We start from the raw sequence: 25,225 nt of genomic DNA on the forward strand, positions 1-25,225 counted from the left end.
GAAGAAACGGAGGACGAATGTCCCATCTTGCCGTTGCCGATCAGAAGGGTGCCGCCATGGCGCCCGCCGCCTCGATCCGGCAGGAAATCGTCTCGCTTTCACAGATCACCAAAAGTTTCGGGCCGACGCTGGCGAATGCCGAGATCGACCTCGCCATTTCGGCCGGCGAGATCATCGGCCTCGTCGGCGGCAACGGCGCCGGCAAGTCGACGCTGATGCGCATTCTTTGCGGCACGATGTGGCCGACGCTGGGCTCGATCTCGTTCGCCGGCCAGGTGCTGAGCTTCGCCGGCTACGACACCGCGGAAGCGCAGCGGCGCGGCATCCGCATGGTGCACCAGGAACTGTCGCTGTGCGCCAACCTCTCCGTGGCCGAGAACTTCTTCCTGGAAACACCCGCGGACGCGGCGAGCCGGCCAGGCTGGCGGACGCTTTACAGGACCCGCGCGCGCTCGGCGCTGGATGCGGTGTTTCCCGGCAACGGCATCGATGTGGATGCCGAAATCGGCCAGCTCTCCATCGCCGAGCGGCAGATGGTCGAGATCGCCCGCGCCGCCGCCACTCCCGGCGTCAGGCTCATCGTTCTCGATGAACCGACCTCCTCGCTCGATCTCGATCGCTCCAAGCAGTTGCGGGCTTTCATCCGCGAGCGGGCCAAGGCGGGGCTGGCCTTCATCTTCATCAGCCACAAGCTGAAGGAAATCATCGACATCGCCACACAGGTGGTGGTGCTGCGCAATGGGCGCACCGCCTGGCGCGGCGACGTGGTGGACACTTCGATCGACCGCCTGGTGCAGCTCATGGGCGGCGACGCCAATCCGGTCCACCAGCACGGCGCTGCCGCCGTCGGCAGCGGGGGCGCGCTGGTGCGCCTGTCCGGAGACCTGACATCCGAGCTCGGCCGCGACATCGAGATCTTGCGCGGTGAAATCGTCGGACTGGCTGGGCTCGAGGGCAGCGGCCAGAAGGACCTGCTGCATGCCATCTTCAAGCCCGGAAAGGATGGCGCCGTCATCAGGACAGGCGAAGCCGGCTTCATTGCCGGCGACCGCCAGAAGGAAGGCGTATTTCCCCTCTGGAGCGTGCTGGGCAACATTTCCATCGGAAGCCTCGCTCGCCGGTCGGCGCTGGGCCTGGTCTCGGATCGGCTCAACCGCGAAACCGCGGCCGACGCCGCCGGCCGGCTACGGCTCGACGAAAGCCGCTTCGGGTCCAACATACTGGAGCTGAGCGGCGGCAACCAGCAGAAGGCGCTGGTGGCCCGCGCTCTCGTCGCCGATACGCCGGTCATCCTGCTCGACGATCCGACGCGCGGCGTCGACATCGCCACCAAGCAGGATTTCTACCGGCTCTGCAATGATATCGCGCGCAACGGACGAACACTTGTCTGGCACACGACCGAGGACGCGGAACTTTTGGCCTGCGACCGGGTGCTCGTCTTTGCCGGCTGTCGGATCGTCAAGGAACTGACCGGCGCGGCGATCACGGAGGCCGCGATCGTCGGGGCATCCTTCGTCCAGCAAGCGGACAAGCGCACCGAGGCCGCGCAAAGCAGTGCCGGTGCGGCCGGGCTTGCCCGCAGGCTGGTGAACGCGGCTCCCTTCATCGGCCTCGCCGCCGTGCTGGCGGTGATGATCTCGGCCAACCCGGCGGTCGCCTCGATCTTCGGGCTCGACCTGCTGCTGATGCCGGCGCTGTCTCTGGTGCTGGTGACGGCAGCGCAGATGTTCATCGTCGGCGGCAGCGAAATCGATCTCGGCGTCGGTGCCTTCGCCGGCCTGGTCAGCGTGCTCAGCGCCACGCTGCTCTACGATCAGCCGTGGCTCGGCGCACTGGCGCTTTTGGCGGCGGTCGCCGCCTATGCCGGNCGCTGCTCTACGATCAGCCGTGGCTCGGCGCACTGGCGCTTTTGGCGGCGGTCGCCGCCTATGCCGGTCTCGGCGGGCTGATCCAGGCGCGCAAGATCCCGGCCATCGTCGTGACGCTCGGCGCCTCCTTCATCTGGGTGGGGCTGGGCTATGCGCTGCAGCCGACGCCGGGCGGCGCCAGTCCTGAATGGCTGACGGCGCTGTTCGGCTGGTCTCTCGACTTCCTGCCAACGTCCATCATCCTCATCGTCGCGGTCGCCCTGGTGGTCTTGGTGATCGACCGGCTGCCGCTCGGCGTGGTGCTGCGCGGCTTCGGCAACAATCCCACGGCAATGATCCGATCGGGCTGGTCGCCGACGCGCTACGCGCTGGTGCGCTATCTCATCGCCGGGTTGTTCGCGGCCGCCGCAGGGCTGTCGCTGACGGCGATCAACACGGCGAGCGACATCAATTCCGGCAATTCCTTCACGCTGCTCAGCGTCGCCGCCGTGGTAATGGGCGGCTGCTCGCTGCTCGGCGGCATCGTCTCCCCGGTCGGCGCCATCGCCGGCGCGGTGACGCTGTCGCTGATCGGCGCGCTGCTCGGCACGCTCAATGTGAGCAGCGACTACAACGCCGCGACGCAAGGGCTGATCCTTATCGCGCTGTTGACGCTGCGTGGCCTGACCGCGGATCGCAGGAGCGAACAATGAACGCGCTGTCCGCCTTTACCTTCTGGGCGCAGAGGAACCGCTGGATCTGGGCGGCGATCGGGGTGCTGCTGCTGTGGCTGGTGCTCTCCGTGGTCACCAACCGGTTCAGCCTCTCCAGCCTGTCGGGCATTATTCTGTCGGCATCGTTCCTGACGGTCGTCGGCATCGGCCAGATGTTCGTCGTCACCACCGGGCGCGGCAACATCGACCTTTCCGTCGCCTCGGTGATCACGCTCAGCGCCTTCGTCGCGCTGTTGACCATCAAGGGCCAGGATGCCAACCTTGCCATTGGCGTCGTCGCCGCCGTCCTGCTCGGCCTCGCGGTCGGGCTGCTCAATTCGCTGCTCGTCGTCGGCCTCGGCATTCCGGCCATCATCGCCACGCTGGCGACAGGCTATGTGCTGGCAACCGCGACGCTCTTGTCGAACAAGGCAATCCCAGGCTTTGCCGTCAGCCCGGCGCTGAAGAGCCTGGCGACGGGCCGCATTTCGGGTGTTCCGATCATGGCCGTCATTGCCATCCTGGGCGTGATGGCCGCCTCCTTCGTGCTGCGCTACACAGTGTTCGGACAGGTCCTGTCAGCGGTCGGCCAGAATAGAACCGCCGCCCGGCTCGCTGCCATCAAGAACGGCCGGGTGATCGCGGCGGCCTTCATCATCTCGTCGGTGCTGGCCTCGCTGGATGGACTGCTGCTCGGCGCCTATATCGGCGGCGCTTTCCTCGAAATGGGCCAGCCCTATCTGCTGCAGTCGATCGCTGCTGTCGTGCTTGGCGGCACGCTGATCTTCGGCGGTTCGGCGACCGCGCTCGGCACCCTGTTTGCCAGCATCCTGCTGATCCTGATCGTCACCACCATGCAGATCATCGGGCTGCCTCCGGGCGCTCAGGATATCGTCCAGGGCATCGTCGTCATCTTCGTGCTGGCGCTGGCTGGCCGACAGGCCTTGGCGCGGCGCGCTTCCGTCGATGTCACGGACGGGGCGGCTGCAAAGACAGCACCAGGCGCGGCCACACCTCAGCCGAAGTGACCAACAGCAACCAAACGATTCCACTTGCCAAATTGTGGTAGAGTGATCATACCAGTATGTGAGATGACGATCGCGCGGCGGTCGCCTGTTTGATCAAGGAGCAAGGGCCAGATGACAACGATTGCACTGTTCGGTGCGGGCGGGAAAATGGGCTACCGCCTGGCAACCAATTTTCGCGGTTCAGACTACACGATCCGCCATGTCGAGATCAGCGAGGCCGGCAAGGAGCGCCTGAAGACCGGGCTGGGCATCGACACGGTCAGCGTCGACGAGGCGCTCAAGGGTGCCGAGGTCGTGATTCTGGCGGTGCCGGACACGCATATCGGCAAGGTCGCCACCGGCATCGAAAGCAAGCTTGCCCCAGGCACGATGGTGATCGTGCTGGATGCGGCAGCCCCCTTCGCCGGCCACCTGCCTGATCGTGCCGATCTTACCTATTTCGTCACCCATCCCTGCCATCCGCCGATCTTCAACGACGAGACCGACATGGCCGCCAAGAAGGACTTCTTCGGCGGTGTCAAGGCCAAGCAGCATTTCGTCAGCGCCCTGATGCAAGGGCCGGAGGAGGACTACGCCAAGGGCGAGAAGATCGCCCAGATCATCTGGGCACCTGTGATGCGCTCGCACCGCGTGACGGTCGAACAGATGGCGCTGCTGGAGCCGGGCCTTTCAGAGACGGTATGCGCCTCGCTGCTCGTCGTCATGAAGGAAGCCCTCGACGAGGTCGTGGCGCGCGGCGTCGACCGGCAGGCGGCGCTCGATTTCCTGCTCGGCCACATGAATGTGCTCGGCGCCGTCATCTTCGGCGAGACCAAGGGCGTGTTCTCCGATGCCTGCAACAAGGCGATCGAGTTCGGCAAGCCGGTGCTGATGCGCGACGACTGGAAGCGGGTCTTCGAACCGCAGGAGATCGCCGCCAGCATCCAGCGCATTACTTGAAATGGCGACTGCTCAGATACAGATCACCTGAATTAGTGGTTGACTCATCATACCAGTTGGCTTTAGCTGTTCGTGGGCTCGGATCGATCATGCTTCGCTGAAAATTCGAAGCCGGTGCGAGTGGAGGACGGCGGGGAGCGAGAGCAGTTCGGATGACAGCCGGCAAACGGCTTTGAACCCGGGCGGCACGCTGCCTGCATCGCCAAGACGAATTCAAATGCAGACGATGGCCTCGATCGATCGAGGCACGGTTTTTCAACGGGAGGACTTCATGAAACTTACACGCAGAATGACGCTTGCGGCTTTCGCCGGCGTATTGGCACTCGGCACCGCGGCACCGGCCTTTGCGGCCGACCTGATCGCCATCATCACCCCCTCGCACGACAATCCGTTCTTCAAGGCGGAGGCCGTCGGCGCCGAGGCAAAGGCCAAGGAACTTGGCTACGACACATTGGTGCTGGTCCATGATGACGACGCCAACAAGCAGTCCGAGCTGATCGACACCGCGATCGGCCGTGGCGCCAAGGCGATCATCCTCGACAATGCCGGCGCCGACGCCACCGTCGCCGCCGTGCAGAAGGCGAAGGACGCCGGCATTCCTTCCTTCCTGATCGACCGAGAGATCAACGCCACCGGCGTCGCCGTGGCGCAGATCGTCTCCAACAACTACCAGGGTGCCCAGCTCGGCGCGCAGGAATTCGTCAAGCTGATGGGCGAGAAGGGCAATTTCGTCGAGCTGGTCGGCAAGGAATCCGACACCAATGCCGGCATCCGCTCCAAGGGCTATCATGACGTCATCGATGACTATCCGGACCTGAAGATGGTCGCGCAGCAGTCGGCCAACTGGAGCCAGACGGAAGCCTATTCCAAGATGGAATCGATCCTGCAGGCCAATCCGGACATCAAGGGCGTCATCTCTGGCAACGACACGATGGCGATGGGTGCCTATGCGGCGCTTGCCGCGGCGAACCGCAAGGATGTCATCGTGGTCGGCTTCGACGGCTCGAACGACGTGCGCGACTCCATCACCTCCGGCGGCATCAAGGCCACGGTGCTGCAGCCGGCCTACGCCCAGGCGCAGATGGCGGTCGAGCAGGCCAACGACCTCATCAAGAACAAGAAGTCGCCCGAGAAGGAAAAGCAGCTGATGGACTGCGTTCTCGTCAATGGCGACAATGCCGCCAAGCTTGAGACATTCGCTCTGAAGAACTGAGCCGGCGCAACGCAAACAGCGAGGGGCGAGCCTAAGGTTCGTCCCTCGCCTTCATTTCACTGGGATGCTTGACCGCGATGCTGAACAAGCCGACCTGGCCAGTCAAGGCGATCTGGCCGATCCTTGCCCTGACCGCCAGCATTGGCCTCGGCGCCTGCAAAATCCTGCCGACGCCGTCGGCGAAAGGCGACGCCAACGCGTCGGCCTTCAACCCGGACAAGATGGTCGAAGACATCTGGGCTTCGAAGGTCATCCCTTATCTCAGTCAGAAGGCCGGGCCGTTCGCCGAAGTCCATGCGCTGGCGAAGACGGATCAGGCGGCGGCCGGCGCCAAATACGGCAACCCCAAGAAGCAGGCGAATTCGCCATGGACCTTCGCGGTCCGCGTCGAAGGCAAGATCGTCGCGGCCAACACGCAGTCCCGCGCGGGCACGATGGATATCGACGTAGACGGCGACGGCAAGGCGGATGCACGTGTCCAGATCGGACCGGCAATGCGCGGAACGGCGTTGCGCGACAGCCTCGATTTCGTCCAGTTCAACGATTTCACCAACCAGATCGACTTCGCCCAGTTCGGCAAGGCGTTCAACGCCCATGCCGACAAGGCCGTGCTTTCCAAGCTGCCGCGCGAGGCGCTGGAAGGCCGTACCGTCAAGGTGCTCGGCGCCTATACGATCGAGAGCGGCCAGGACCTGCCCTTGGTGACTCCGGCGGAGGCCGAGATCGGACCCAAGCCATGAGCACGGCGGCCGGTCACGAAATCATCCTGAAGCTGGAAGACGTCTCGAAGGTCTATGCCGGAACCGTCGCGGTCAAGCAGGCCAATTTCGAGGTGCGCAAGGGTGCGGTCAATGTTCTGGTCGGCGAAAACGGCGCCGGCAAATCGACATTGATGAAGATCATCGCCGGCGTCGAGCAGCCGACGGTCGGGCGTATCCTCCTCGACGGAAAAGAGGCCTCGTTCTCGTCCTCCGGTGACGCGGTGAACCGCGGCATCGGCATGGTGTTCCAGGAACTGAACCTGTTCGGCAACATGACCGTCGCCGAGAACATTTTCGCCACCCGAGAGATCACCAACCGGTTTCGCAAGATCGACCGCAAGGAGCAGGAAAGGCGCGCGGGCACATTCCTCGAGCGGCTCGAGGCCGGGATACGGCCGGATATGCTGGTCGAGGATCTGCGCATCGGCCAGCAGCAGCTTGTCGAGATCGCCAAGGCAGTTTCGCTCGACGCGCGCATCCTGATCATGGACGAGCCGACCTCGGCGCTGAGCGCCGCCGAAGTCGAGATCCTGTTCAAGGTGATCGCCGACCTCAAGTCGCGCGGTGTGGCGATCGTCTATATCTCACACCGGCTGGAGGAGCTGATCCGCATCGGCGACTACATCACCGTGCTGCGCGACGGCCGCATCACCGGCCAGGAGGAGATGAGAAACGTCGACACCCAGTGGATCGTGCGGCAGATGATCGGCTCGGACGCCAAGGATTTCGCCAAGGCCGACGACCATGCGCCGGGAGAGGAAATCTTCCGCGCCGAGGACATCTGCCTGCCGCGCGCCACCGGCGGACTGGCGGTCGACCACGTCTCGCTGTCGCTGCGCGCCGGCGAGATCCTGGGCATCTACGGGCTGATGGGCGCGGGGCGCAGCGAGTTGTTCGACTGCATCATGGGCCGCCACGGCCATGCCAGCGGCAATATCTTCATCGACAGCAAACAGGTCCGGGAACGCGATACGACGCGCCGCATCCGGCGGGGTCTGGCGCTGATCCCGGAGGACCGGCAGCGCGAGGGCCTGGTGTCGATCCTCTCCGTCGCCAGCAATTTGACGCTGGCAAGCCTGTCGCGTTTCGTGCGCCTGTTCCACATCCGCGGCGCCGCCGAACGGCAGGCCATGGCGCAGATGGTGCGGGAACTCGCGATCAAGGTCGCCGATCCGGCGCAGGAGGTTTCGTCGCTGTCCGGCGGCAACCAGCAGAAGGTGGTGATCGGCAAGGCGCTGCTCACCGGACCCAAGGTGCTTCTGATGGATGAGCCCAGCCGCGGCATCGATGTCGGCGCCAAGGCCGACGTCTTTCGCACCATGCGCAAACTGTCGCGCGATGGGCTCGGCATCCTCTTCGCCACGTCCGACCTCGACGAGGTGATGGCGCTGTCCGACCGGATCGCGGTGATGAGCAATGGCAAACTGACCGGCATGTTCGAGCGCGCCGAGGCGACCGAGGCCGCGATCGTCGCCGCATCGGCGCTCGGCCATGGACCTGTTCCCGCACATCCTGCCCCCGCAGATCTTGCCCCCATACATCTTGCCCCGCACATGGAGAGCAACGCCGATGACTGATATTCCGGCCAGGGCGGCTCATTCGTCGGCCGCCAGCGGTTCCGCACTGCTGACGCTGATGAAGCTCAGGACCTTCATCGCGCTTATTGCCGTGCTGGTGTTCTTCTCGATCGCGGCGCCGAACTTCCTGTCGGCGGCCAATCTGATCCTGATGGCCAAGCACGTGGCGCTCAACGCCTTCCTCGCCATGGGCATGACCTTCGTCATCATCACCGGCGGCATCGATCTTTCGGTCGGCTCGATCGTCGGCCTGTGCGGCATGGTGGCCGGCTATCTCGTGCTCAACGGCATCGACCTGCAGATCGGCTACACAATCTATTTCAACGTTTTCGAGATCGCCTTGATCACGCTGGCGGTCGGCATCCTGATCGGCGCCGTCAACGGATTGCTGATCACCAGATTGAACGTGGCGCCCTTCATCGCCACGCTCGGCGTGCTCTACGTGGCGCGCGGCCTGGCGCTGCTGTCCTCGGACGGGCGCACCTTCCCCAATCTGGTCGGCAAGCCGGAACTCGGCACCACCGGCTTCGGCTTCCTAGGCGCCGGCCGGCTCGTCGGCCTGCCGGTATCGATCTGGATCCTGATCGTGGTGGCGCTGGGTGCCGCCTATCTCGCCAGATACACCCCGCTCGGCCGCCACATCTTCGCCGTCGGCGGCAACGAGCGCGCGGCGCGGATCTCGGGCGTGCGCGTCAACATGGTCAAGATGTTCGTCTACATGTTCTCCGGTTTCTGCGCGGCGATCGTCGGCCTGATCATCTCGTCGGAGCTGATGGCTTCGCATCCGGCGACCGGCGAAAGCTTCGAGTTGAATGCCATCGCCGCGGCGGTGCTTGGCGGCACCTCGATGTCGGGCGGCCGCGGTACCATCGGCGGCACCATCGTCGGCGCCTTCGTCATCGGTATCCTGTCGGACGGGCTGGTGATGATGGGGGTGAGTTCCTTCTGGCAGATGGTGATCAAGGGCCTCGTCATCATCGTCGCGGTGGTCGTCGATCAGGCGCAGCGCCGGCTTCAGCAGCGCGTCACGCTGATGCAGATGGCAAAGGCGGGCTGATCATGGCTAAATTGCGTGGAGCGCTGATCGGCTGCGGCTTCTTCGCCGTCAACCAGATGCATGCCTGGCGCGACATCGAGGGCGCCTCGATCATCGCCATCTGCGACCGCGATCCGGAACGGCTCCGGATCGTCGGCGACCAGTTCGGCATCTCCAGGCGCTACACCGATGCGGCGGCGATGTTTGCAGGCGAGACACTCGACTTCGTCGACATCGCCACGACCGTCGGCAGCCACCGGCCGCTGGTCGAGTTGGCAGCCAGCCACCGCGTTCCGGTGATCTGCCAGAAACCGTTCGCGCCGAGCCTCGCCGACGCCAAGGCGATGGTCGCGGCCTGCGCCGCGGCCGGCGTGCCGCTGATGGTGCACGAGAACTTTCGCTGGCAATCGCCGATCCAGGCGGTGCGCGCAGTGCTCGACAGCGGCGAGATCGGCACCCCCTTCTTCGGACGCATCTCCTTTCGCTCCGCCTATGACGTGTTTTCCGGCCAGCCTTACCTGGCAACCGGAAAACGCTTCATCATCGAGGATCTCGGTATCCACATTCTCGACATCGCCCGTTTCCTGCTCGGCGACGTATTGAGCCTCACTGCCCGCATCGCGCGCATCAATCCCGCCATTGCCGGCGAGGATGTCGCCACGATGCTGATGGACCACGAAAGCGGTGCCACCTCGGTTGTGGATTGCAGCTACGCGACAAAGCTCGCCGTCGAGCCGTTTCCCGAAACACTGATCGAGATCGATGGCAGCGACGGCACGATCCGGCTGGCGCAGGCTTACCAACTCACCGTCACCGGCAAGAGCGGCACGACGGTCAAGGACATTTCGCCGCCGCTACTGCCCTGGGCATCGCGGCCATGGCACAACATCCAGGAAAGCGTGCTGGCGATCCAGCGGCACTGGGTCGACTGCCTTGTCGGCGGCAAGGAGCCGGCGACCTCGGGCGCCGACAATCTCAAGACGTTCGCGCTGGTCGAGGCTGCCTATGCCGGCGCCGCGAGCCGCGAACCGGTGCGGATGGACGAGCTGCTGAAATGAGCGTGGATGGCTTCCTCCTCTGCGGCACACGCGCGGCGGAAGCCAGACCGGTCCGGCTCAGCGCCGGCCCGCTCAGCGCCGATTTGGTCAACGGGAATTTGCGCAGCATCCGCCATGGCGGCACCGAGGTGCTGCGCGCCATCGCCTATATCGTGCGCGACCGCGACTGGGGCACCTACGAACCCGTGCTGGCGGACCTGACCATCGACCAGGGCGCCGATGCTTTCTGCGTCGGCTACACGGCAAGTTGCGCCGGACCGGGCGAAAGCCGGCTCGCCTTCCGCGCCACCATCAAGGGAGCGGCCGACGGCCGGCTGGTGTTCGACGTCAGCGCGCTGCCCGAAAGCGATTTCGAGACCAACCGCTGCGGCTTCTGCATCCTGCATCCGATCGCGGGGCTTGCCGGCAGCCCGGTGACCGTCGAGCATACCGACGGCAGCATGGTGGATACGACACTGCCCGACCTGATCGACCCCTGGCAGCCTTTCAAGGATTTGCGCGCCATCACGCATGCGGTGCGGCCCGGCCTCACCGCCGAGTGCCGGATGGAAGGCGACACATTCGAGATGGAGGACCAGCGCAACTGGTCCGATGCCTCCTACAAGACCTATGTGCGGCCGTTGGCGCTGCCCTGGCCCTATGTGCTGCCGGCGGGGGAACCTGTGCGCCAGACCGTCAGCCTGCGCATTGCGGGCGACGTCAGGCCTTCGGCCACGGCTTCGGGCAATGAACCGGTCCGCATCGAGCTTGGCGAAGCCGGACCAAGACTGCCCGATATCGGCGTGGTCATTTATCCCGAGGATGTGGAGGCAACGCTGGCGAACCTGCCGATGCTGTCGAAGCTCGGCCCGCAGCAGCTTTTGCTCCACTACGACCCGACGCGCGGCCACGGGCTGGAAGCCTTGCGCGCCCATGCCCGGCTTGCCGCCGCTTGCCCTGCGGCAACAACGCTGGAATGCGTTGTCGCCGGCGCCGGCGATCTCGATGCCGAACTCGCAGCGGTCGCCGACATGGTGCGCCAGGCGGGCCTGCGGCTCGACGCCGTCGCGGTATCGCCTTCGGTCGACCGGCAGTCGACGCCGCCGGGCAGTGCCTGGCCGGAATGCCCGCCGCTCGAGGATGTCTACGCCGCCGCGCGCCACGCCTTTCCCGATATTCGTCTCGGCGGCGGCATGTTCAGCTATTTCACCGAGCTCAACCGCAAGCGCGTTCCGGCCGGGCCGCTCGATTTCGTCACCCACTGCACCTGCCCGATCGTGCATGCGGCCGACGACCTCAGCGTGATGCAGTCGCTGGAGGCATTGCCGTTCATCACCCGGTCGGCGCGGGCGATCTTCGGCGACAAGCCCTACCGGATCGGGCCGTCGACCATCGCCATGCGGCAGAACCCCTATGGCGGCACGACGAAGGACAATTTTGACGGCCAGCGCATCGCCATGGCCAATCGCGACCCGCGTCATGCCGCCCAGTACGCCGCCGCATGGACGATCGGCTATGCCGCGCGCGTCGCGCCGGCCGGACTGGAGATGCTGACGCTGTCCGGCTTCACCGGGCCGTTCGGCGTGCTGGCGGCATCCGGGGAACCTGCCGCCGAGGGATCGCCGCGGCCGATCTTCCAGGCTATCTCCGCGCTTTGCGGATTGGCTGGGCTCGCGCACGTTGCCGCGAAAACAAGCGACGAGACGCGGGTGCTGGCGCTGGCCGGGCGCTCCACCTCGGGCGAGACCATCGCATGGCTGGCCAATCTGACGGCCGACGATGTGCAGGTCGACGCGTCCAAGCTTGGCGAGGGCCGTCTCGTCATGCCGCCCTACGCGATTGCCAGGATTGGTTAGGCTAGCCTACTTCTCGGAATTCATCACATAGAGCGCGCGCGAGCGCTCGAGATGCTTGATCATCGCTTTCTCGGCGCCGTCGGCATCCTTGTGCTCGATGCGGTCGATGATCTCCTCGTGCTCGGTCAGCGTGTACTTTTCCTTGCCGGTCCAGATCAGCATCTCGGTGTGGTATTCCTTCAGCCAGCCGAGCATCGCCTCGCTGACGGCGACATAGATCGGGTTGCCCGAAATCGCCGCGATCCGGCTGTGAAATTTCATGTCGGCGGAAATGAAGGCTTCCGAATTGCCGCGTGCGCCGCGCTGCTCGGCAACGGTTTCCTTGAGCTGCTGCACATCCTCGGCGGTGGCCCTTTCGGCGGCCTCCTTGACCATGCCGCGCTCGAAGAAGATGCGCGCGCTCTTCAGATGCTCGAGCGTGTCCTTCGATGAAGACAGGATGATCTTGGCCGCACCGTCAACCTGTCTGATGATCGACTTGGCGGTCAGCTGCAGCACCTTGGCCCGCTCGCCATGCGAGATGGCGACAAGGCCCATATTGCTCAGCGCCTGCATGGCCTCGCGGATCGCAGGCCGGCCGACCTCGAAGCGCTCCATCAATTCGCGCTCCGACGGCATGTCATCGCCCGGCTGCAATTCGCCGCTGGTGATCAGCCGCTTCAGCCTTGCAAAGACTTCGTCGGAAAGCTTGCGCCGGACGATCGGTTCCGAACGGTTCATCGCCGCGAATCACTCCCTTGCCCCGATTCCTGTGTAGCATTCCGGGCAGGACTATCGGAATGCCTGCCCTTAACCGACGCCCGTCGCGGCAGTCGGGATATTTGCTTGCAATACTTATGTACTCATTATACCAGATTTCATTCGCAACGAAACTTTTTTCGAACCCTTTCGACCGGCCAAATCCATCATGATCACCCTCACCTATCGCATCGAAACCTCAGGCAGCATAGAAGCCCTGGCGGCCAAGATCGCCAGCGACCAGTCGACCGGCACCTTCGTTGCGCTGCCCGGCGAGACCGAAGAGCTGAAGGCGCGCGTGGCGGCACGGGTGCTGGCGATCCGGCACCTGCCCGATGCAGAGCAGCCGTCCATTCCCGAGGCCGGCACCGGGCCTTTCAGGCGCGCCGACGTCGATATCGCCTTTCCGTTCGATGCCATCGGCACCGACCTCTCGGCGCTGATGACCATCGCGATCGGTGGCACCTATTCGATCAAGGGCCTGTCGGGCATCCGCGTCGTCGACATGAAGCTGCCGCAAGAATTCAGGGGCGCCCATCCGGGGCCGCAATTCGGCGTTGCCGGCAGCCGCAGGCTGACCGGTGTCGAGGGCCGTCCGATCATCGGCACCATCGTCAAGCCGGCGCTGGGCCTGCGACCGCACGAGACGGCCGCCATGGTCGGCGAACTGATCGCGGCCGGCGTCGATTTCATCAAGGACGATGAGAAGCTGATGAGCCCGGCCTACTCGCCGCTGGCGGAGCGGGTGAAGGCGGTCATGCCGCTGATCCTCGATCACGAGCAGAAGACCGGCAAGAAGGTGATGTATGCCTTCGGCATCTCGCATGCCGACCCGGACGAGGTGATGCGCAACCACGATATGGTGCTCAAGGCCGGCGGCAATTGCGCGGTCATCAACATCAACTCCATCGGCTTCGGCGGCATGGCCTACCTCAGAAAGCGCTCCGGCCTGGTGCTGCATGCCCACCGCAACGGCTGGGACATCCTGACCCGCCATCCCGGCCTCGGCATGGACTTCAAGGTCTGGCAGCAGTTCTGGCGGCTGCTCGGCGTCGACCAGTTCCAGATCAACGGCATCGCCTCGAAATACTGGGAGCCGGACGCATCTTTCATCGCCTCCTTCGAGGCGGTGACGACGCCGCTGTTCTCACCTGATGATTGCGCTCTGCCGGTCGCCGGTTCGGGCCAATGGGGCGGACAGGCGCCCGAGACCTACGAGCGCACCGGGCGCACGGTCGATCTGCTCTATCTCTGCGGCGGCGGCATCGTCAGCCATCCGGACGGCCCGGGTGCCGGCGTGCGCGCCGTCCAGCAGGCCTGGCAGGCCGCCGTCGAGGGTATTTCCTTGGCGGACTACGCAAGCAGCCATGTCGAACTGGCGCGCTCGATCGAGAAGTTCGGCGACGGCAAGGCCGCGTGAGCGAGGCCATGCACAACCTGCTGCTCAGCTACTATGGCGACGACCTCACCGGCTCGACCGACGTCATGGAGGCACTCGAACTCGGCGGCGTGCCGACGGTGCTGTTCATGCGCCAGCCCGACCAGCCCTTGCTGGAGCGATTTTCGCATTGCCGCGCCATGGGACTGGCGGGCACGAGCCGCAGCGAAACGCCGCAATGGATGGATGAAAACCTGGTGCCGGCCTTCGAGTGGCTAAGGGGGCTCAAGGCGGCGGTTTGCCACTACAAGATCTGCTCGACCTTCGATTCCAGCCCGACGATCGGCAGCATCGGCCGCGCCATAGAAATCGGCAGGGGTGTCTTCGGCCAGAAGGCCGTGCCGGTGGTTGTCGGGGCGCCGCAGCTCAAGCGCTATACAGCGTTCGGGAACCTCTTCGCTGCATTCCGCGGCGACTATTTCCGCATCGACCGGCACCCCGTCATGAGCCGGCATCCGGTGACGCCGATGAACGAGGCCGATCTGCTCCTCCATCTGTCTCGCCAGACCGGTCTCGCTTCCGGCCTTGTCGACCTGGCGGCATTGCAGGCCGACGATCTTCCACAACGGGTCGATCAGGCCTTGCAAAACAGGGCAATCGTCCTGTTCGACGTCGAGAGCCGCCAGACGCAGAAGCGCGTCGGCGAACAGGTCTGGCGCATGTGCGAACAAGGCCATGGTTTCGTCGTCGGATCCTCCGGCGTCGAATATGCGCTGCTTGCCGAATGGGCCGACAAAGGCATCGCCGCAGGGCACGTGTCCTTCACACCGCCCGGTCCGGTCGACCGGCTCGCCGTGGTCTCGGGCAGTGTGTCGCCGACCACGGAGAAGCAGATCCGTTTCGCGCTCGCGCACGGATTTGACGGCGTTCAGACGGACGCCATGCAGTTGGTCTCGGAGGGCGCCGGCGATGCGATCGAGCGCGCCGTCGCCAGCGGCCTGTCAAGCCTGGCGGCGGGGCGCAGCGTCATCCTCTACACCGCGCTTGGTCCACAGGCCGATCGCAGTGCCGAGATCGACCATATCGAAGGCGCACGCAACAGGCTGGGCCGGGCGCTAGGAACCATCCTGCGCCGGCTGGTGGCGACAGAGAAACTCAAGCGCGCGGTTATCGCCGGCGGCGACACGTCGAGCCACGCGCTGGGACAGTTGTCCATCGATGCGCTGACCGTGCGCATGCCGTTGCCACAATCGCCCGGCTCGCCGCTTTGTCTCGCCCATGGCGGCGGCGAGATTGACGGGCTCGAAATCGCATTGAAGGGCGGCCAGGTCGGCACCGACGCCTATTTCGAGACGATCCGGCTCGGAAGCTAAGACACGCTCGATGGCAGACTAAGCCACAGCCATGATCACGTGAGCCTGGATTTTGGCGGCGACCTCGCCGCTGCCATGCCTTTCCGCGATCGCGGCCGCGGCATGGTCGGTTGCGGCTTCGAGTTTTCCGGGGTCCCTGGCCTCGATCTCGCTGCGAAGAACCGTCCCCTGGCAATAGGCAACGGCCGGCAGGCGCGGTGAGGATGCACGGCTCTGTTCGGCTCTCGTCTCGATCACCACATGGGAGAAACCCGCGTCTTCCAGGTCGCGGCGGATCAGGGCCGTATCGTGATAGCCATGGGGCGTGCGCGCCAGAAAGCGCGGCGGATCATCCGGAAAAATCCTTGCGAGGGCATTCGTCACATCATCGGCAAATACGTTCTCCTCGATGCGATCCCAGACGTTGAACAGGAAGTGTCCGCCGGGCTTCAGCACCCGCCTCGCTTCGCGGTAGGCGGCTGAGCGGTTGGGAAAGAACATCGCGCCGAACTGGCAACAGACGACATCGAAGGCAGCATCCTCAAACGGCAGCGCCATGGCATCCGCCTGGCGCCATGTGATGCGACTGTCGAGAGCCTGTCGCGAAGCGGCGTAGTCGAGCATGGGCTGATTGAGGTCACTCACGACATAGCTTGCATCAGGGGACAGTTTTGGCGCCAATGCGCGCGTGACAACCCCGGTGCCCGCGGCGATTTCCAAGACCGCGCCGGGCGACAGGGCCGCTGCCCGCAGTGCCAGATCGGCGGCGAAAGGTTCGAAAATCAACGGCACCATATAGCGGTCGTAGTTTTCCGGGATCGAACCGGTAAAGGCCTTGTCCGTTTCCAACATTGCTATCCCCCGCCGTCGGTTTGAAACCTCGCGAGACCAGCATGCGATTGTCCCTCTGCGGCGCAATCGCTGGGAGCCGACCTGCTTCAGCCCTTATCTCTACCACGCCCGCGACCTGGTCGCGACAGGCTTGCGCTGGGCGTCAACGAGCCCAGACCTAGTATAGCGGCCGGCTCATATGTTGGGGCGTTGGCCATTGCGTGGTGACGCCGGGCTGCACCGGCCGCTCGAGATAGGTCGACAGCACCACATAGCTGCGCGTCGAGGTGACGCCAGGCGTTTCGTAAAGACGCGACAGCAATCCTTCGAGCGCCCTCGGATCCTCGGTACGCACCTTGAGCAGCACGCAGGTGTCGCCGGCGACCGTGTGGATCTCCTCGACTTCAGGATACTGCGAAACCGCCATCAGTTCCGGCGTCTTGCCCCAGCCCTTGGTATCGATATGCACGAAAGCGAGCAGCGGTTTCCGCACCGCATGGGGGTCGATGATCACAGCCGTGCCGCGAATGGCGCCGCTGCGCCGCAGGCGCTTGACCCGCTCATGGGCGGCGGGCGGCGAAAGGCCGACACGGTCACCCAGTTCGGCGTAGCTGACCGTGGCGTCCTCGACGAGAACGCCTAATATCTTTCGGTCGATTGCGTCGACATCACGGGGTGCTGGCCTGTTCTGCCGAATGCCATCTGTTTCTTCATCCATATCGACAATCCCGATTGCTACAGAATTTAATACGGCCATTATGTTGATATGTCGAACAGTGATCAAGCCACGACCTTCGCAGCCGACGCCAGGCCGCCGATCCCGGCGCTGGCCTATCTTTTGACCGGGTGCATCGCGGTTATCGGCTCGAACTCGCTGGTGCTGGGTCCGATTGCGCCGGCCGTGGCCGTGTCGTTCGCAACCAGCGTCCCGGCCGTCATGGTCGCTGCGGCCGCGTTTGGCCTGGGCACCTCGGCAAGCGCCCTGTTCCTGGCCCGCTATATCGACCGCCTCGGCGCACGCCGGATGCTGCAGGGGGCGTTGCTGCTGCTGGCGCTGGCACTTGTCGCGAGCGCGGCGGCGCCGACGGTGATCATGCTGGTCGCGGCACAGCTGCTGGCCGGCATCGCCGCCGGCATCGCCATGCCCGCGATCTATGCCAGTTCGGCGGCGATCGCGCCGCCCGGCCGCGAAAGCGGGACGATCGGCGTCGTGCTCACCGGATGGACGCTCAGCATGGTGGCCGGCGTTTCGCTGTCGGCCGTGCTTGCCGATCTCGTGCATTGGCGCGCCGTCTTCGCCGCTGTCGCGATCCTCGCGATGCTTGCACTGGCCGGCCTCACCATGACGTCACTGAGCGACACCAGGAAGAGCGGCCCGGCGCCAGCACCGCTGGCCGCGCTCGGCATTCCCGGCATTGTGCCGCTTCTCGTCGCCTGCGCGGCCTTCATGACCGCCTTCTACGGCGTCTACGGCTATCTTGGCGACCACCTTCACAGTGGGCTGGGCAAGCCGGTGAGCGCCAACGGTTGGGCCGCTCTCGCCTACGGCATCGGTTTCGGCATGGCTGCTCTACTCGATGGCGTGATCGATCGCCTCGGCGCCCGTCGCGTCATGCCGTACGCCTATCTGCTTGTCGCCATCGTCTACGTCGCCATTGCCGCGACGAGCGACAGTTTCGGGTTGACCATAGCCATGGTCGCGGTGTGGGGACTTGCCAATCATTTCGGGTTGAATGTGCTGGTGATGCGCCTCTCCGCGCTCGATCCCTCGCGGCGCGGCACGATCATGGGCCTGAACAGCGCGGTGACCTATCTGGCGGTCTTTGTCGGCACAACCGGCTTTGGCCCGCTCTATGCCACCTTCGGTTTTGCCACCTGCGCTATGATCGCGGCATTGCTCATGCTGGTTGCCGCCTCGGCGGCGGCATGGCGCACGCGCCACTCGAGCAGCACCTGATGGGCCAGCGCGTTGGCGCGGTTGACAGCCGCGCCCTGCCCTTTCATACAAAGCCGTTAATGTTCTCAGGGCGGGGTGAAAGTCCCCACCGGCGGTAAAGGTTTCGACCAAAGCCCGCGAGCGCTTTCCAGTCCACGCGCCAATGCGTGGATTCCTAGGTGCTAGAGCGTCCTTTACGCGTCCAAGAGGACGCGTGGCGCTCTAGTGGAAAGGTCAGCAGATCCGGTCTGATTCCGGAGCCGACGGTATAGTCCGGATGAAAGAGAACGAACGAAAGACGGACCGCCCCGGCGGGCCGGATTTTGTATCGTGCGTCCTGATTCTGGTTCGAAACGGAAGGATGGACCCATGAATCAGCATTCCCACAAAGACTATGAAACTGTTCGCATCGCCGTCGTTCGCGCGCGGTGGCATGCCGATATCGTCGACCAGTGCGTTGCGGCCTTCGAGGCGGAGCTTTCCGCGCTTGGCGACGGACGCTTTGCCGTCGATGTCTTCGACGTGCCCGGCGCCTACGAGATCCCGCTGCACGCCAAGACCCTGGCCCAGACCGGCCGCTACGCGGCGATCCTGGGCGTGGCTTTCGTCGTCAATGGCGGCATCTACCGGCATGAGTTCGTCGCCGGCGCCGTCATCGACGGCATGATGAACGTGCAGCTGTCGACCGGCGTGCCGGTGCTTTCGGCGGTGCTCACGCCGCACAATTATCACGACGGCGCCGAGCATCACCGCTTCTTCTTCGAGCACTTCACCGTCAAGGGCAAGGAAGCGGCCAATGCCTGCGTCCAGATCCTGGCGGCCCGGGAAAAGATCGCGGCATGAAATGTTCGCGGCCGGGTGGAAATCGCGATAACACCCGGTAGTATTTGCGAAATGCCGAATTCGGGAGGATGCCGGTGCAGACCAAGAAGATCATCAATGACGGCAACCGTTCCGTCGACGAGATGCTCGAAGGGATCCTCGCCGCGCATCCTCGCCATCTCAGGAGCGCGGATGGCAGCCCGCGCTCGATCGTCGCCCGCGACGGGCCGCGGCCCGGCAAGGTCGGGCTGGTGATCGGCGGCGGCTCGGGCCACGAGCCGACCTTTCTCGGCTTTGTCGGCAAGGGATTGGCGGACGCGGCGGCCATCGGCAATGTCTTTGCCTCGCCACCACCCGATCCGATCCTCGAATGCGCCAAGGCGGTGAGCGGCGGCGCCGGCGTCTTGTTCATGTATGGCAACTATGCCGGCGACGTGATGAATTTCGACATGGCGGCCGAGATGGCAGCGATGGAAGACATCGAGGTCCGCACCGTGCTGACCACCGACGACGTCGCTTCGGCACCGCGCGATCAGCGGGACAAGCGCCGCGGCGTCGCCGGCAATTTCTTCATCTTCAAGGCAGCCGGCGCCGCATGCGACCGGATGCTCTCCTTCGACGAATGCGAGCGCATCGCGCGCAAGGCCAACGACCGCACCTTCACCATGGGCGTGGCGCTGTCGCCCTGCTCGCTGCCGCAGACAAGGCGGCCGAATTTCGAGATCGGCGCCGACGAAATGGAGATCGGCATGGGCATCCACGGCGAACCCGGCATCGCGCGCGGCAAGCTCCGGACCGCCGATGAGATCACCGACGAGATGCTGGACAGGATCCTCGCCGAGATGTCGCCGTCGCGCGGCGACAAGATCGCGGTGCTGGTCAATTCGCTCGGCTCGACGCCGCTGATGGAGCTCTACATCATGAACCGCCGGGTCAAGCAAAGGCTCGATGACGTCGGTGTTTCCATCCACGCGACCTGGGTGGGCAATTATTGTACATCGCTGGAAATGGCCGGCGCATCGGTGACCTTGATGCATCTCGACGGCGAGCTGCAGACCATGCTCGACCACCCTTGCGACTGCGCCATGTTCCGCGCCGGCTGACGAAAGAGCGATCCGTGACCATCGATGCCGCCGACCTGAAAAGAATGTTCGATGAGATCGCAACGGCGATCGAGGCCGACAAGGACCGGCTCTGCCGGCTCGACGGTGTCATTGGCGACGCCGATCACGGCATCGCCATGGCGCTTGGTTTCGGCGCCGTGCGCGATGCGCTGGCATCGCTCGACCTCGCCGCTGTCGAGCCGACCGCGCTGCTCAACGGCGCGGCGAAGTCGTTCCTCAATGCGGTCGGCGCTTCCTCAGGCCCGCTCTATGCGACGGCCTTCATGCGTGCGGCTGCCGCCGTCAAGGGCAAGGCGACGCTGACGGACGCCGAATTCATCGCCCTGTTCCAGGCCATGGCACAGGGCATCAAGGATCGCGGCAAGGCCGAACCTGGCGAAAAGACGATGATCGATGCCTGGCAGCCAGCGGCCGAAGCGGCCGGGGCCGCGCATGCTGCCGGCAAGACGCTGTCCGAAAGCCTGGCCGCCGCCCTTGCCGCGGCTGAGTCTGGTGCTGAAGCGACCAAGGACATGGTCGCGACCAAGGGCCGCTCGGCCCGGCTCGGTGAACGCTCGCTCGGGCACATGGACCCGGGTGCGGCGTCCGTAGTCACCGTCATCGCTGCGATGACGAAGGCTTTGGCTTAAGCCTTAGCCGCATCGAGCCTGTTGATCGCCTGGACATTGCCGGCCGACGGCCCCTTCTCGTCGAACTCGGAAGCCAGCCACGTGTCGACGATCGCCTTGGCCAGTTCCGGGCCGATGACGCGCGCGCCCATGGTGATGATCTGCGCGTTGTTGGATTTGGCGGCGCGTTCGGCCGAATAGGTGTCGTGGGTGAGTGCGGCGCGGATGCCCGGCACCTTGTTGGCCGAAATCGAAACGCCGATGCCTGTGCCGCAGAACAGGATGCCGCGATCGTTGTCGCCGTCGACGATCGTCTGGGCGAGCTTTTGCGACAGGTCGGCGTAGTAGCCGGCCTGGCTGAGATCGCTGACGGTGAGCCCGGGCTTGGTCGCCAAATGTGCGGCGATGACATCGAGCAGCGGCTTGCCGGCGCTGTCGGCTCCAATGGCTATTTTCATGATCGTGTCCTTTCTTGACTGGATGCGTTTGATTTCAGATCGCGGCCGAGGCGCGGCCGAGGATGTCGATGTAGCCTTGCGCCTGCCAGGCGGAGCGGCCGATGAAGAGACCGTCGACATTCGGCTGGCCGATCAGTTCGGCGGCATTGCCGGGATTGACGCTGCCGCCGTAGAGCACCGGCGGGATGGACGGCAGCAGGCCCCCGGCCACGGTCTTGATCAGTCCCTGCTGCTTGTCGGCATAGTCGGAGCTGGCCGGAATGCCCTTGTCGCCGATCGCCCAGACCGGCTCGTAGGCGAACAGGATCTTCGCGCCCTTCCCTTCCTCTTCGAGGAATTGCAGCGCCCCCTCGACTTGCCTGGCCAGCACCGCATCGGCCTCGCCGCTTTCGCGCTCGGCCAGCGTCTCGCCGACGCAGATCAGCGGGATCAATCCGTGTTTTACGGCCGCCGCCGTCTTCAGACCGACGGTGCGATCGGTCTCGCCAAAATGCTCGCGCCGTTCGCTGTGGCCGAGTTCGACCAGATCGAGCCCGCAATCGGTCAGCATCACAGGTGAAATCTCGCCGGTCCAGGCGCCGGCATCGGCCCAATGCATGTTCTGGGCGCCGATTTTGACCCGCGTCGAGGACAGCGCCTGCCTGACCTCCCGAACCGCCGTGAATGGCGGGATGACGAAGGGTTGGATGCGGTCATCGAAACCAGGGACGAACCCGGCCAGGATCGCGGCGAATTCCATCGCCTCGGTGAGCGTCTTGTTCATCTTCCAGCTTGTACCGACCCAGTAAACCACGCTTGCCGCTCCTTGCCTTCTGTTTGACCACGAACTCCCGAAGAGAGCTCCGCTTTCGGGATCATGGTCCCTTGTCGATCACCGTCAGCGAAACGCCGCCGGCCGCCAATGTCTCGCGCATTCCAGTCCCCGGCTCGCGTCCGGTGAAGACGGCGTCGAACGCGCTGAGATCCGTCAGGAAATGCAGCGCCGTGCGGCCGAACTTGCCGTGATCGACCAGCAGATATTTGCGGGTGGCGGCCGCCATCATCAGCCGCTTGGACTGCACCACCTCCTGGTCCTGATGGAAGGCGGAAACGCCGTGGATGGCCGATGACGACAGGAAGGCGACGTCGGCGCGCAGCGATTTGAGCGAGGCCTCGGCAAGCAGGCCGAAAAAGCCGTGGAACTTCTTGCTGTACTGCCCGCCGAGCGCGATGAGATTGATGCCTCCGGCGCCGGCCAGTTCCTGGATGACGGCCAGATTGTTGGAGATCACCGTCAGCGGCCGCAAATCGGCAAGATGCCGCGCAATGCCGCCCGCGGTCGAGCCGTCGTCGATGATCACCGTCTGGCCGGGTTCGATCATGGCGACCGCGGCTGCCGCCAGGCGCTGTTTTTCCTCGGTCGCCTGCTTCTGCCGGTAGCGGAAATCGCTTTCGAAGAGGCTGCTCGGCTGGATCGAGGCACCGCCGCGCACCTTGCGCAGGAAGCCGCTTTCCTCAAGTTCGTCGAGGTCGCGGTGCACGGTCATCTTCGAGATGCCAAAGCGCAAGGCGAGATCGTCGACGCTCGCCGCGCCGGCGTCCATCAGGAAATCCATGATGCCTTGCCGCCTGGTATCGCTCTTCATCGCAGCAGACCGCCGAACGGTGCTCTTTGATCGAGCCCAAAAGATAACAGGTATCGCCGCAAAAGTATCACGAATTTTGTTATAATGAGATATTTTCTTGGGATATATCCACGGCTTTCATCACGGCGCTGTAACAAGAATTGCAGCGGGGACGATCTCTGGCGGTTGCGGTCGCGCCGAAATCCGGCCAGAAGCATCGATGGGCTGAACGATGCGCGGACAGCCCGCAACCACAGGTTCGAAACCAGATACGGGAGACTAATCGTTGGCTCGCATCACACTGAGACAATTGCTCGATCACGCCGCCGAATATGGCTATGGCGTGCCGGCCTTCAACATGAACAACATGGAACAGGGCCTCGCCATCATGGAGGCGGCGGAAGAGACCAAATCGCCTGTCATCCTGCAGGCAAGCCGCGGTGCGCGTGCCTATGCCAATGACGTGGTGCTGGCCAAGCTGATCGATGCGCTGGTCGAAATCCATCCCGACATCCCGGTCTGCATGCATCTCGACCATGGCAACAACGAAGCCACCTGCGTCACCGCGATCCAGCATGGTTTCACCTCGGTGATGATGGACGGTTCGCTGAAGGAAGACGGCAAGTCGCCGGCCGACTACGCCTATAATTCCGGCATCACCAAGCGCGTCGTCGACATGGCGCATTGGGGCGGCGTTTCCGTCGAAGGCGAGATCGGCGTGCTCGGCTCGCTCGAGAGCGGCGGCGGCGAGCAGGAAGACGGCCACGGCGTCGAAGGCGCGATCAGCCACGACCAGCTGTTGACCGATCCGGTGCAGGCCGAACAGTTCGTGCGCGACACCCATGTCGATGCACTGGCGGTGGCCATGGGCACCAGCCACGGCGCCTATAAATTCTCGCGCAAGCCCGATGGCGCGGTGCTGGCCATGAACGTCATCGAGGAGATCCATCGCCGCCTGCCGAACATGCATCTGGTCATGCACGGCTCGTCCTCGGTGCCGGAGGACCTGCAGGAGATCATCAACAAATATGGCGGCCAGATGAAGCCGACCTGGGGCGTGCCGGTGGAAGAGATCCAGCGCGGCATCAAGCACGGCGTGCGCAAGATCAACATCGACACCGACAACCGCATGGCGCTGACCGGCGCCATCCGCAAGGTGCTGACCGAGAACCCGAGCGAGTTCGATCCGCGCAAATATTTGACGCCGGCGATGGCTGCCATGCGCAAGCTCTGCAAGGAGCGCTTCGAGCAGTTCGGCACCGCCGGCAACGCACCGAAGATCAAGCCGCTGCCGGTCTCGGAAATGGCCAAGCGCTACAAGTCGGGCAGCCTCGATCCGAAATTCGGCTGAGTACTATCCGACCGGGACGATCCGGTTCAACGGGCGGGCGCCTATCGGCTCCCGCCCGTTTTCTATCCGGCCTTCGGCACGAGGCCGGACCTGCCTGTCTCGATGAAGGGCGCCCAGTAGTCGACCGATTCCCGGATCATGGCGACGACCTGGTGATCGACCGGCTCGCGTTCACGGAACGACAGTTCGAGGCAGATCTCATTGTCCGTGCCGCCGCCACGCCGCACCGTCTCCAGCAGTTTTTCCGGCGTGATGCGACCGTCCTTGTTGTAAGCCGCTGTGAACGGCCAGTGACCGCCCTTGTTCATCGACGACTGCTTGATGTGGATGATCGGCGACTTCCTGGGAAAGGCTTCGGCCCAGGCATAGGGATCGATGTCGGCCGGATTGCTTGAGGTGACGTCGCCATGGTCGATGTCGACCATCATCTCCAGCGGAATGGCCATGCCGGCGGCATCGATCGCGCTTTGCAACTGCCGGCAGTTCTCGATAGTGTGGCCGAATTCGCGGCCGACCGACATCGGCTCCCAGAACAGGTAGGTCAGCCCGGCCGCGCGGGCGTGTTCGGCGACCTCGCGCCAGCACTCCAGTGCGGTGTCGAACAGCCACGCGCGGCGCTCCGGGTCGTCGAAGTCGCGATGGGTGAAGATGGCGAACTGCGTGCCCATGCCGCTGGCGCCAAGCTCGGCGGAGATGTCGGCGAAGGTCTTGAACCAGTCGACATAGTAGCGGCGCACATCCGCGTCGGGATGGCCGAAATGGTTGAGCCGGCCGTAAGGGCCGGTCATGCCCGAAGTGACGCGCACGCCGGTGCGGGACAGCGCGCCGCGAAACAGCCGGATGAATTTGGCGATCGTCGCCGCCGGCCAGCCCGGGTTGACGAATTCATGCGTGAGCTGAACGTCCCTGATGCCGATGTCGTAGGCAATCGTATCGATCAGGTCGTCCGGCTCGGCGAAGCGGTTGACCAGCGGATTGGTGTTGAGGGAGAGCGTGAAGGCCAAGGTCGCGATCCC

22 protein-coding genes, 1 pseudogene and 1 riboswitch are annotated in these 25,225 nt (G+C 64.5%); of the genes and pseudogenes, 16 read left to right on the forward strand and 7 right to left on the reverse strand.

Annotated features, from left to right (window positions below; all coding sequences use genetic code 11):
• The first annotated feature begins 17 nt into the window (after window positions 1-17).
• From X741_RS01000000166410 to X741_RS158355, 9 genes and pseudogenes are all read left to right on the forward strand, one after another.
• Window positions 18-2,560 (forward strand): annotated as a pseudogene (locus tag X741_RS01000000166410) (ATP-binding cassette domain-containing protein).
• The gene (locus tag X741_RS158390) at window positions 2,557-3,588 is read left to right on the forward strand and encodes an ABC transporter permease (RefSeq protein ID WP_023776996.1); all 1,032 of its coding nucleotides are present in this window, start codon (window positions 2,557-2,559) and stop codon (window positions 3,586-3,588) included. The pseudogene X741_RS01000000166410 and the gene X741_RS158390 overlap by 4 nt, the downstream one beginning before the upstream one ends.
• Window positions 3,589-3,699: 111 nt before the next feature.
• On the forward strand, window positions 3,700-4,527 hold the full coding sequence (locus tag X741_RS158385) for a phosphogluconate dehydrogenase C-terminal domain-containing protein (protein WP_023776997.1): 828 nt from the start codon (window positions 3,700-3,702) through the stop codon (window positions 4,525-4,527).
• Between the two features lie 271 nt (window positions 4,528-4,798).
• Complete coding sequence (locus X741_RS158380; RefSeq protein WP_013896812.1) at window positions 4,799-5,740, forward strand: D-ribose ABC transporter substrate-binding protein; 942 nt, start codon at window positions 4,799-4,801, stop codon at window positions 5,738-5,740.
• 77 nt (window positions 5,741-5,817) lie between these two features.
• Complete coding sequence (locus tag X741_RS158375) at window positions 5,818-6,480, forward strand: DUF2291 family protein (RefSeq protein WP_023776998.1); 663 nt, start codon at window positions 5,818-5,820, stop codon at window positions 6,478-6,480.
• A complete protein-coding gene (locus X741_RS158370) occupies window positions 6,477-8,078 on the forward strand; it encodes a sugar ABC transporter ATP-binding protein (RefSeq protein WP_023776999.1) in 1,602 nt (533 codons plus the stop codon). Before X741_RS158375 ends, X741_RS158370 begins: the two co-directional genes overlap by 4 nt.
• A complete protein-coding gene (locus X741_RS158365; protein ID WP_013896815.1) occupies window positions 8,071-9,135 on the forward strand; it encodes an ABC transporter permease in 1,065 nt (354 codons plus the stop codon). Before X741_RS158370 ends, X741_RS158365 begins: the two co-directional genes overlap by 8 nt.
• Window positions 9,136-9,137: 2 nt before the next feature.
• A complete protein-coding gene (locus X741_RS158360; protein WP_023777000.1) occupies window positions 9,138-10,172 on the forward strand; it encodes a Gfo/Idh/MocA family oxidoreductase in 1,035 nt (344 codons plus the stop codon).
• Window positions 10,169-12,007: a hypothetical protein gene (locus tag X741_RS158355; protein ID WP_023777001.1), complete on the forward strand. Its 1,839-nt coding sequence runs from the start codon at window positions 10,169-10,171 to the stop codon at window positions 12,005-12,007. The genes X741_RS158360 and X741_RS158355 overlap by 4 nt, the downstream gene beginning before the upstream one ends.
• A gap of 6 nt (window positions 12,008-12,013) precedes the next feature.
• Here the strand turns inward: X741_RS158355 and X741_RS158350 are convergent, their stop codons facing one another.
• Window positions 12,014-12,727, reverse strand: a complete 714-nt coding sequence (locus X741_RS158350; protein ID WP_013896818.1) for a transcriptional regulator NanR — start codon at window positions 12,725-12,727, stop codon at window positions 12,014-12,016.
• Between the two features lie 187 nt (window positions 12,728-12,914).
• Here X741_RS158350 and oiaX point away from each other — a divergent pair, with 187 nt between their 5' ends.
• A complete protein-coding gene (gene oiaX / locus X741_RS158345) occupies window positions 12,915-14,165 on the forward strand; it encodes a 3-oxo-isoapionate-4-phosphate decarboxylase OiaX (protein ID WP_023777002.1) in 1,251 nt (416 codons plus the stop codon).
• Between the two features lie 8 nt (window positions 14,166-14,173).
• Window positions 14,174-15,496 (forward strand): four-carbon acid sugar kinase family protein, encoded by a 1,323-nt coding sequence (locus X741_RS158340; protein ID WP_023777003.1) that lies wholly within the window; start codon window positions 14,174-14,176, stop codon window positions 15,494-15,496.
• Window positions 15,497-15,514: 18 nt separating this feature from the next.
• Here X741_RS158340 and X741_RS158335 read toward each other — a convergent pair whose 3' ends face one another.
• Window positions 15,515-16,327 (reverse strand): class I SAM-dependent methyltransferase, encoded by an 813-nt coding sequence (locus X741_RS158335; protein ID WP_023777004.1) that lies wholly within the window; start codon window positions 16,325-16,327, stop codon window positions 15,515-15,517.
• A 157-nt stretch (window positions 16,328-16,484) separates the two neighbouring features.
• Window positions 16,485-17,024: an Lrp/AsnC family transcriptional regulator gene (locus X741_RS158330; protein ID WP_023777005.1), complete on the reverse strand. Its 540-nt coding sequence runs from the start codon at window positions 17,022-17,024 to the stop codon at window positions 16,485-16,487.
• A 48-nt stretch (window positions 17,025-17,072) separates the two neighbouring features.
• Here X741_RS158330 and X741_RS158325 point away from each other — a divergent pair, with 48 nt between their 5' ends.
• The 4 genes from X741_RS158325 (at window position 17,073) to dhaL (ending at window position 20,817) form a co-directional block, all read left to right on the forward strand.
• Window positions 17,073-18,263: an MFS transporter gene (locus tag X741_RS158325; RefSeq protein ID WP_023777006.1), complete on the forward strand. Its 1,191-nt coding sequence runs from the start codon at window positions 17,073-17,075 to the stop codon at window positions 18,261-18,263.
• Window positions 18,264-18,320: 57 nt separating this feature from the next.
• A riboswitch (FMN riboswitch) is annotated at window positions 18,321-18,535 on the forward strand.
• Between the two features lie 76 nt (window positions 18,536-18,611).
• Window positions 18,612-19,085 (forward strand): 6,7-dimethyl-8-ribityllumazine synthase, encoded by a 474-nt coding sequence (locus X741_RS158320; protein ID WP_023777007.1) that lies wholly within the window; start codon window positions 18,612-18,614, stop codon window positions 19,083-19,085.
• 68 nt (window positions 19,086-19,153) lie between these two features.
• Complete coding sequence (locus X741_RS158315) at window positions 19,154-20,167, forward strand: dihydroxyacetone kinase subunit DhaK (protein ID WP_198023943.1); 1,014 nt, start codon at window positions 19,154-19,156, stop codon at window positions 20,165-20,167.
• Between the two features lie 14 nt (window positions 20,168-20,181).
• On the forward strand, window positions 20,182-20,817 hold the full coding sequence (dhaL, locus tag X741_RS158310; protein ID WP_023777009.1) for a dihydroxyacetone kinase subunit DhaL: 636 nt from the start codon (window positions 20,182-20,184) through the stop codon (window positions 20,815-20,817).
• On the opposite strand, the gene X741_RS158305 is transcribed toward dhaL, so the two are convergent.
• From X741_RS158305 to X741_RS158295, 3 genes are all read right to left on the reverse strand, one after another.
• Entirely contained in the window at window positions 20,814-21,254 is a 441-nt protein-coding gene (locus tag X741_RS158305; protein ID WP_023777010.1) for an RpiB/LacA/LacB family sugar-phosphate isomerase, read from the reverse strand. The two genes, dhaL and X741_RS158305, sit on opposite strands and share 4 nt — an antisense overlap.
• Window positions 21,255-21,288: 34 nt before the next feature.
• Entirely contained in the window at window positions 21,289-22,047 is a 759-nt protein-coding gene (locus tag X741_RS158300; RefSeq protein WP_023777011.1) for a triose-phosphate isomerase, read from the reverse strand.
• A 61-nt stretch (window positions 22,048-22,108) separates the two neighbouring features.
• A complete protein-coding gene (locus X741_RS158295) occupies window positions 22,109-22,879 on the reverse strand; it encodes a DeoR/GlpR family DNA-binding transcription regulator (protein ID WP_023777012.1) in 771 nt (256 codons plus the stop codon).
• Between the two features lie 265 nt (window positions 22,880-23,144).
• Here X741_RS158295 and fba point away from each other — a divergent pair, with 265 nt between their 5' ends.
• A complete protein-coding gene (gene fba / locus X741_RS158290) occupies window positions 23,145-24,209 on the forward strand; it encodes a class II fructose-bisphosphate aldolase (protein ID WP_023764812.1) in 1,065 nt (354 codons plus the stop codon).
• A gap of 62 nt (window positions 24,210-24,271) precedes the next feature.
• Here the strand turns inward: fba and X741_RS158285 are convergent, their stop codons facing one another.
• On the reverse strand, window positions 24,272-25,213 hold the full coding sequence (locus X741_RS158285) for a TIM barrel protein (RefSeq protein WP_023777013.1): 942 nt from the start codon (window positions 25,211-25,213) through the stop codon (window positions 24,272-24,274).
• Between the last annotated feature and the right edge of the window lie 12 nt (window positions 25,214-25,225).

The sequence above is a fragment of the Mesorhizobium sp. LNHC221B00 genome (genome assembly GCF_000502935.1).
Taxonomy (GTDB): Bacteria; Pseudomonadota; Alphaproteobacteria; order Rhizobiales; family Rhizobiaceae; genus Mesorhizobium; species Mesorhizobium opportunistum.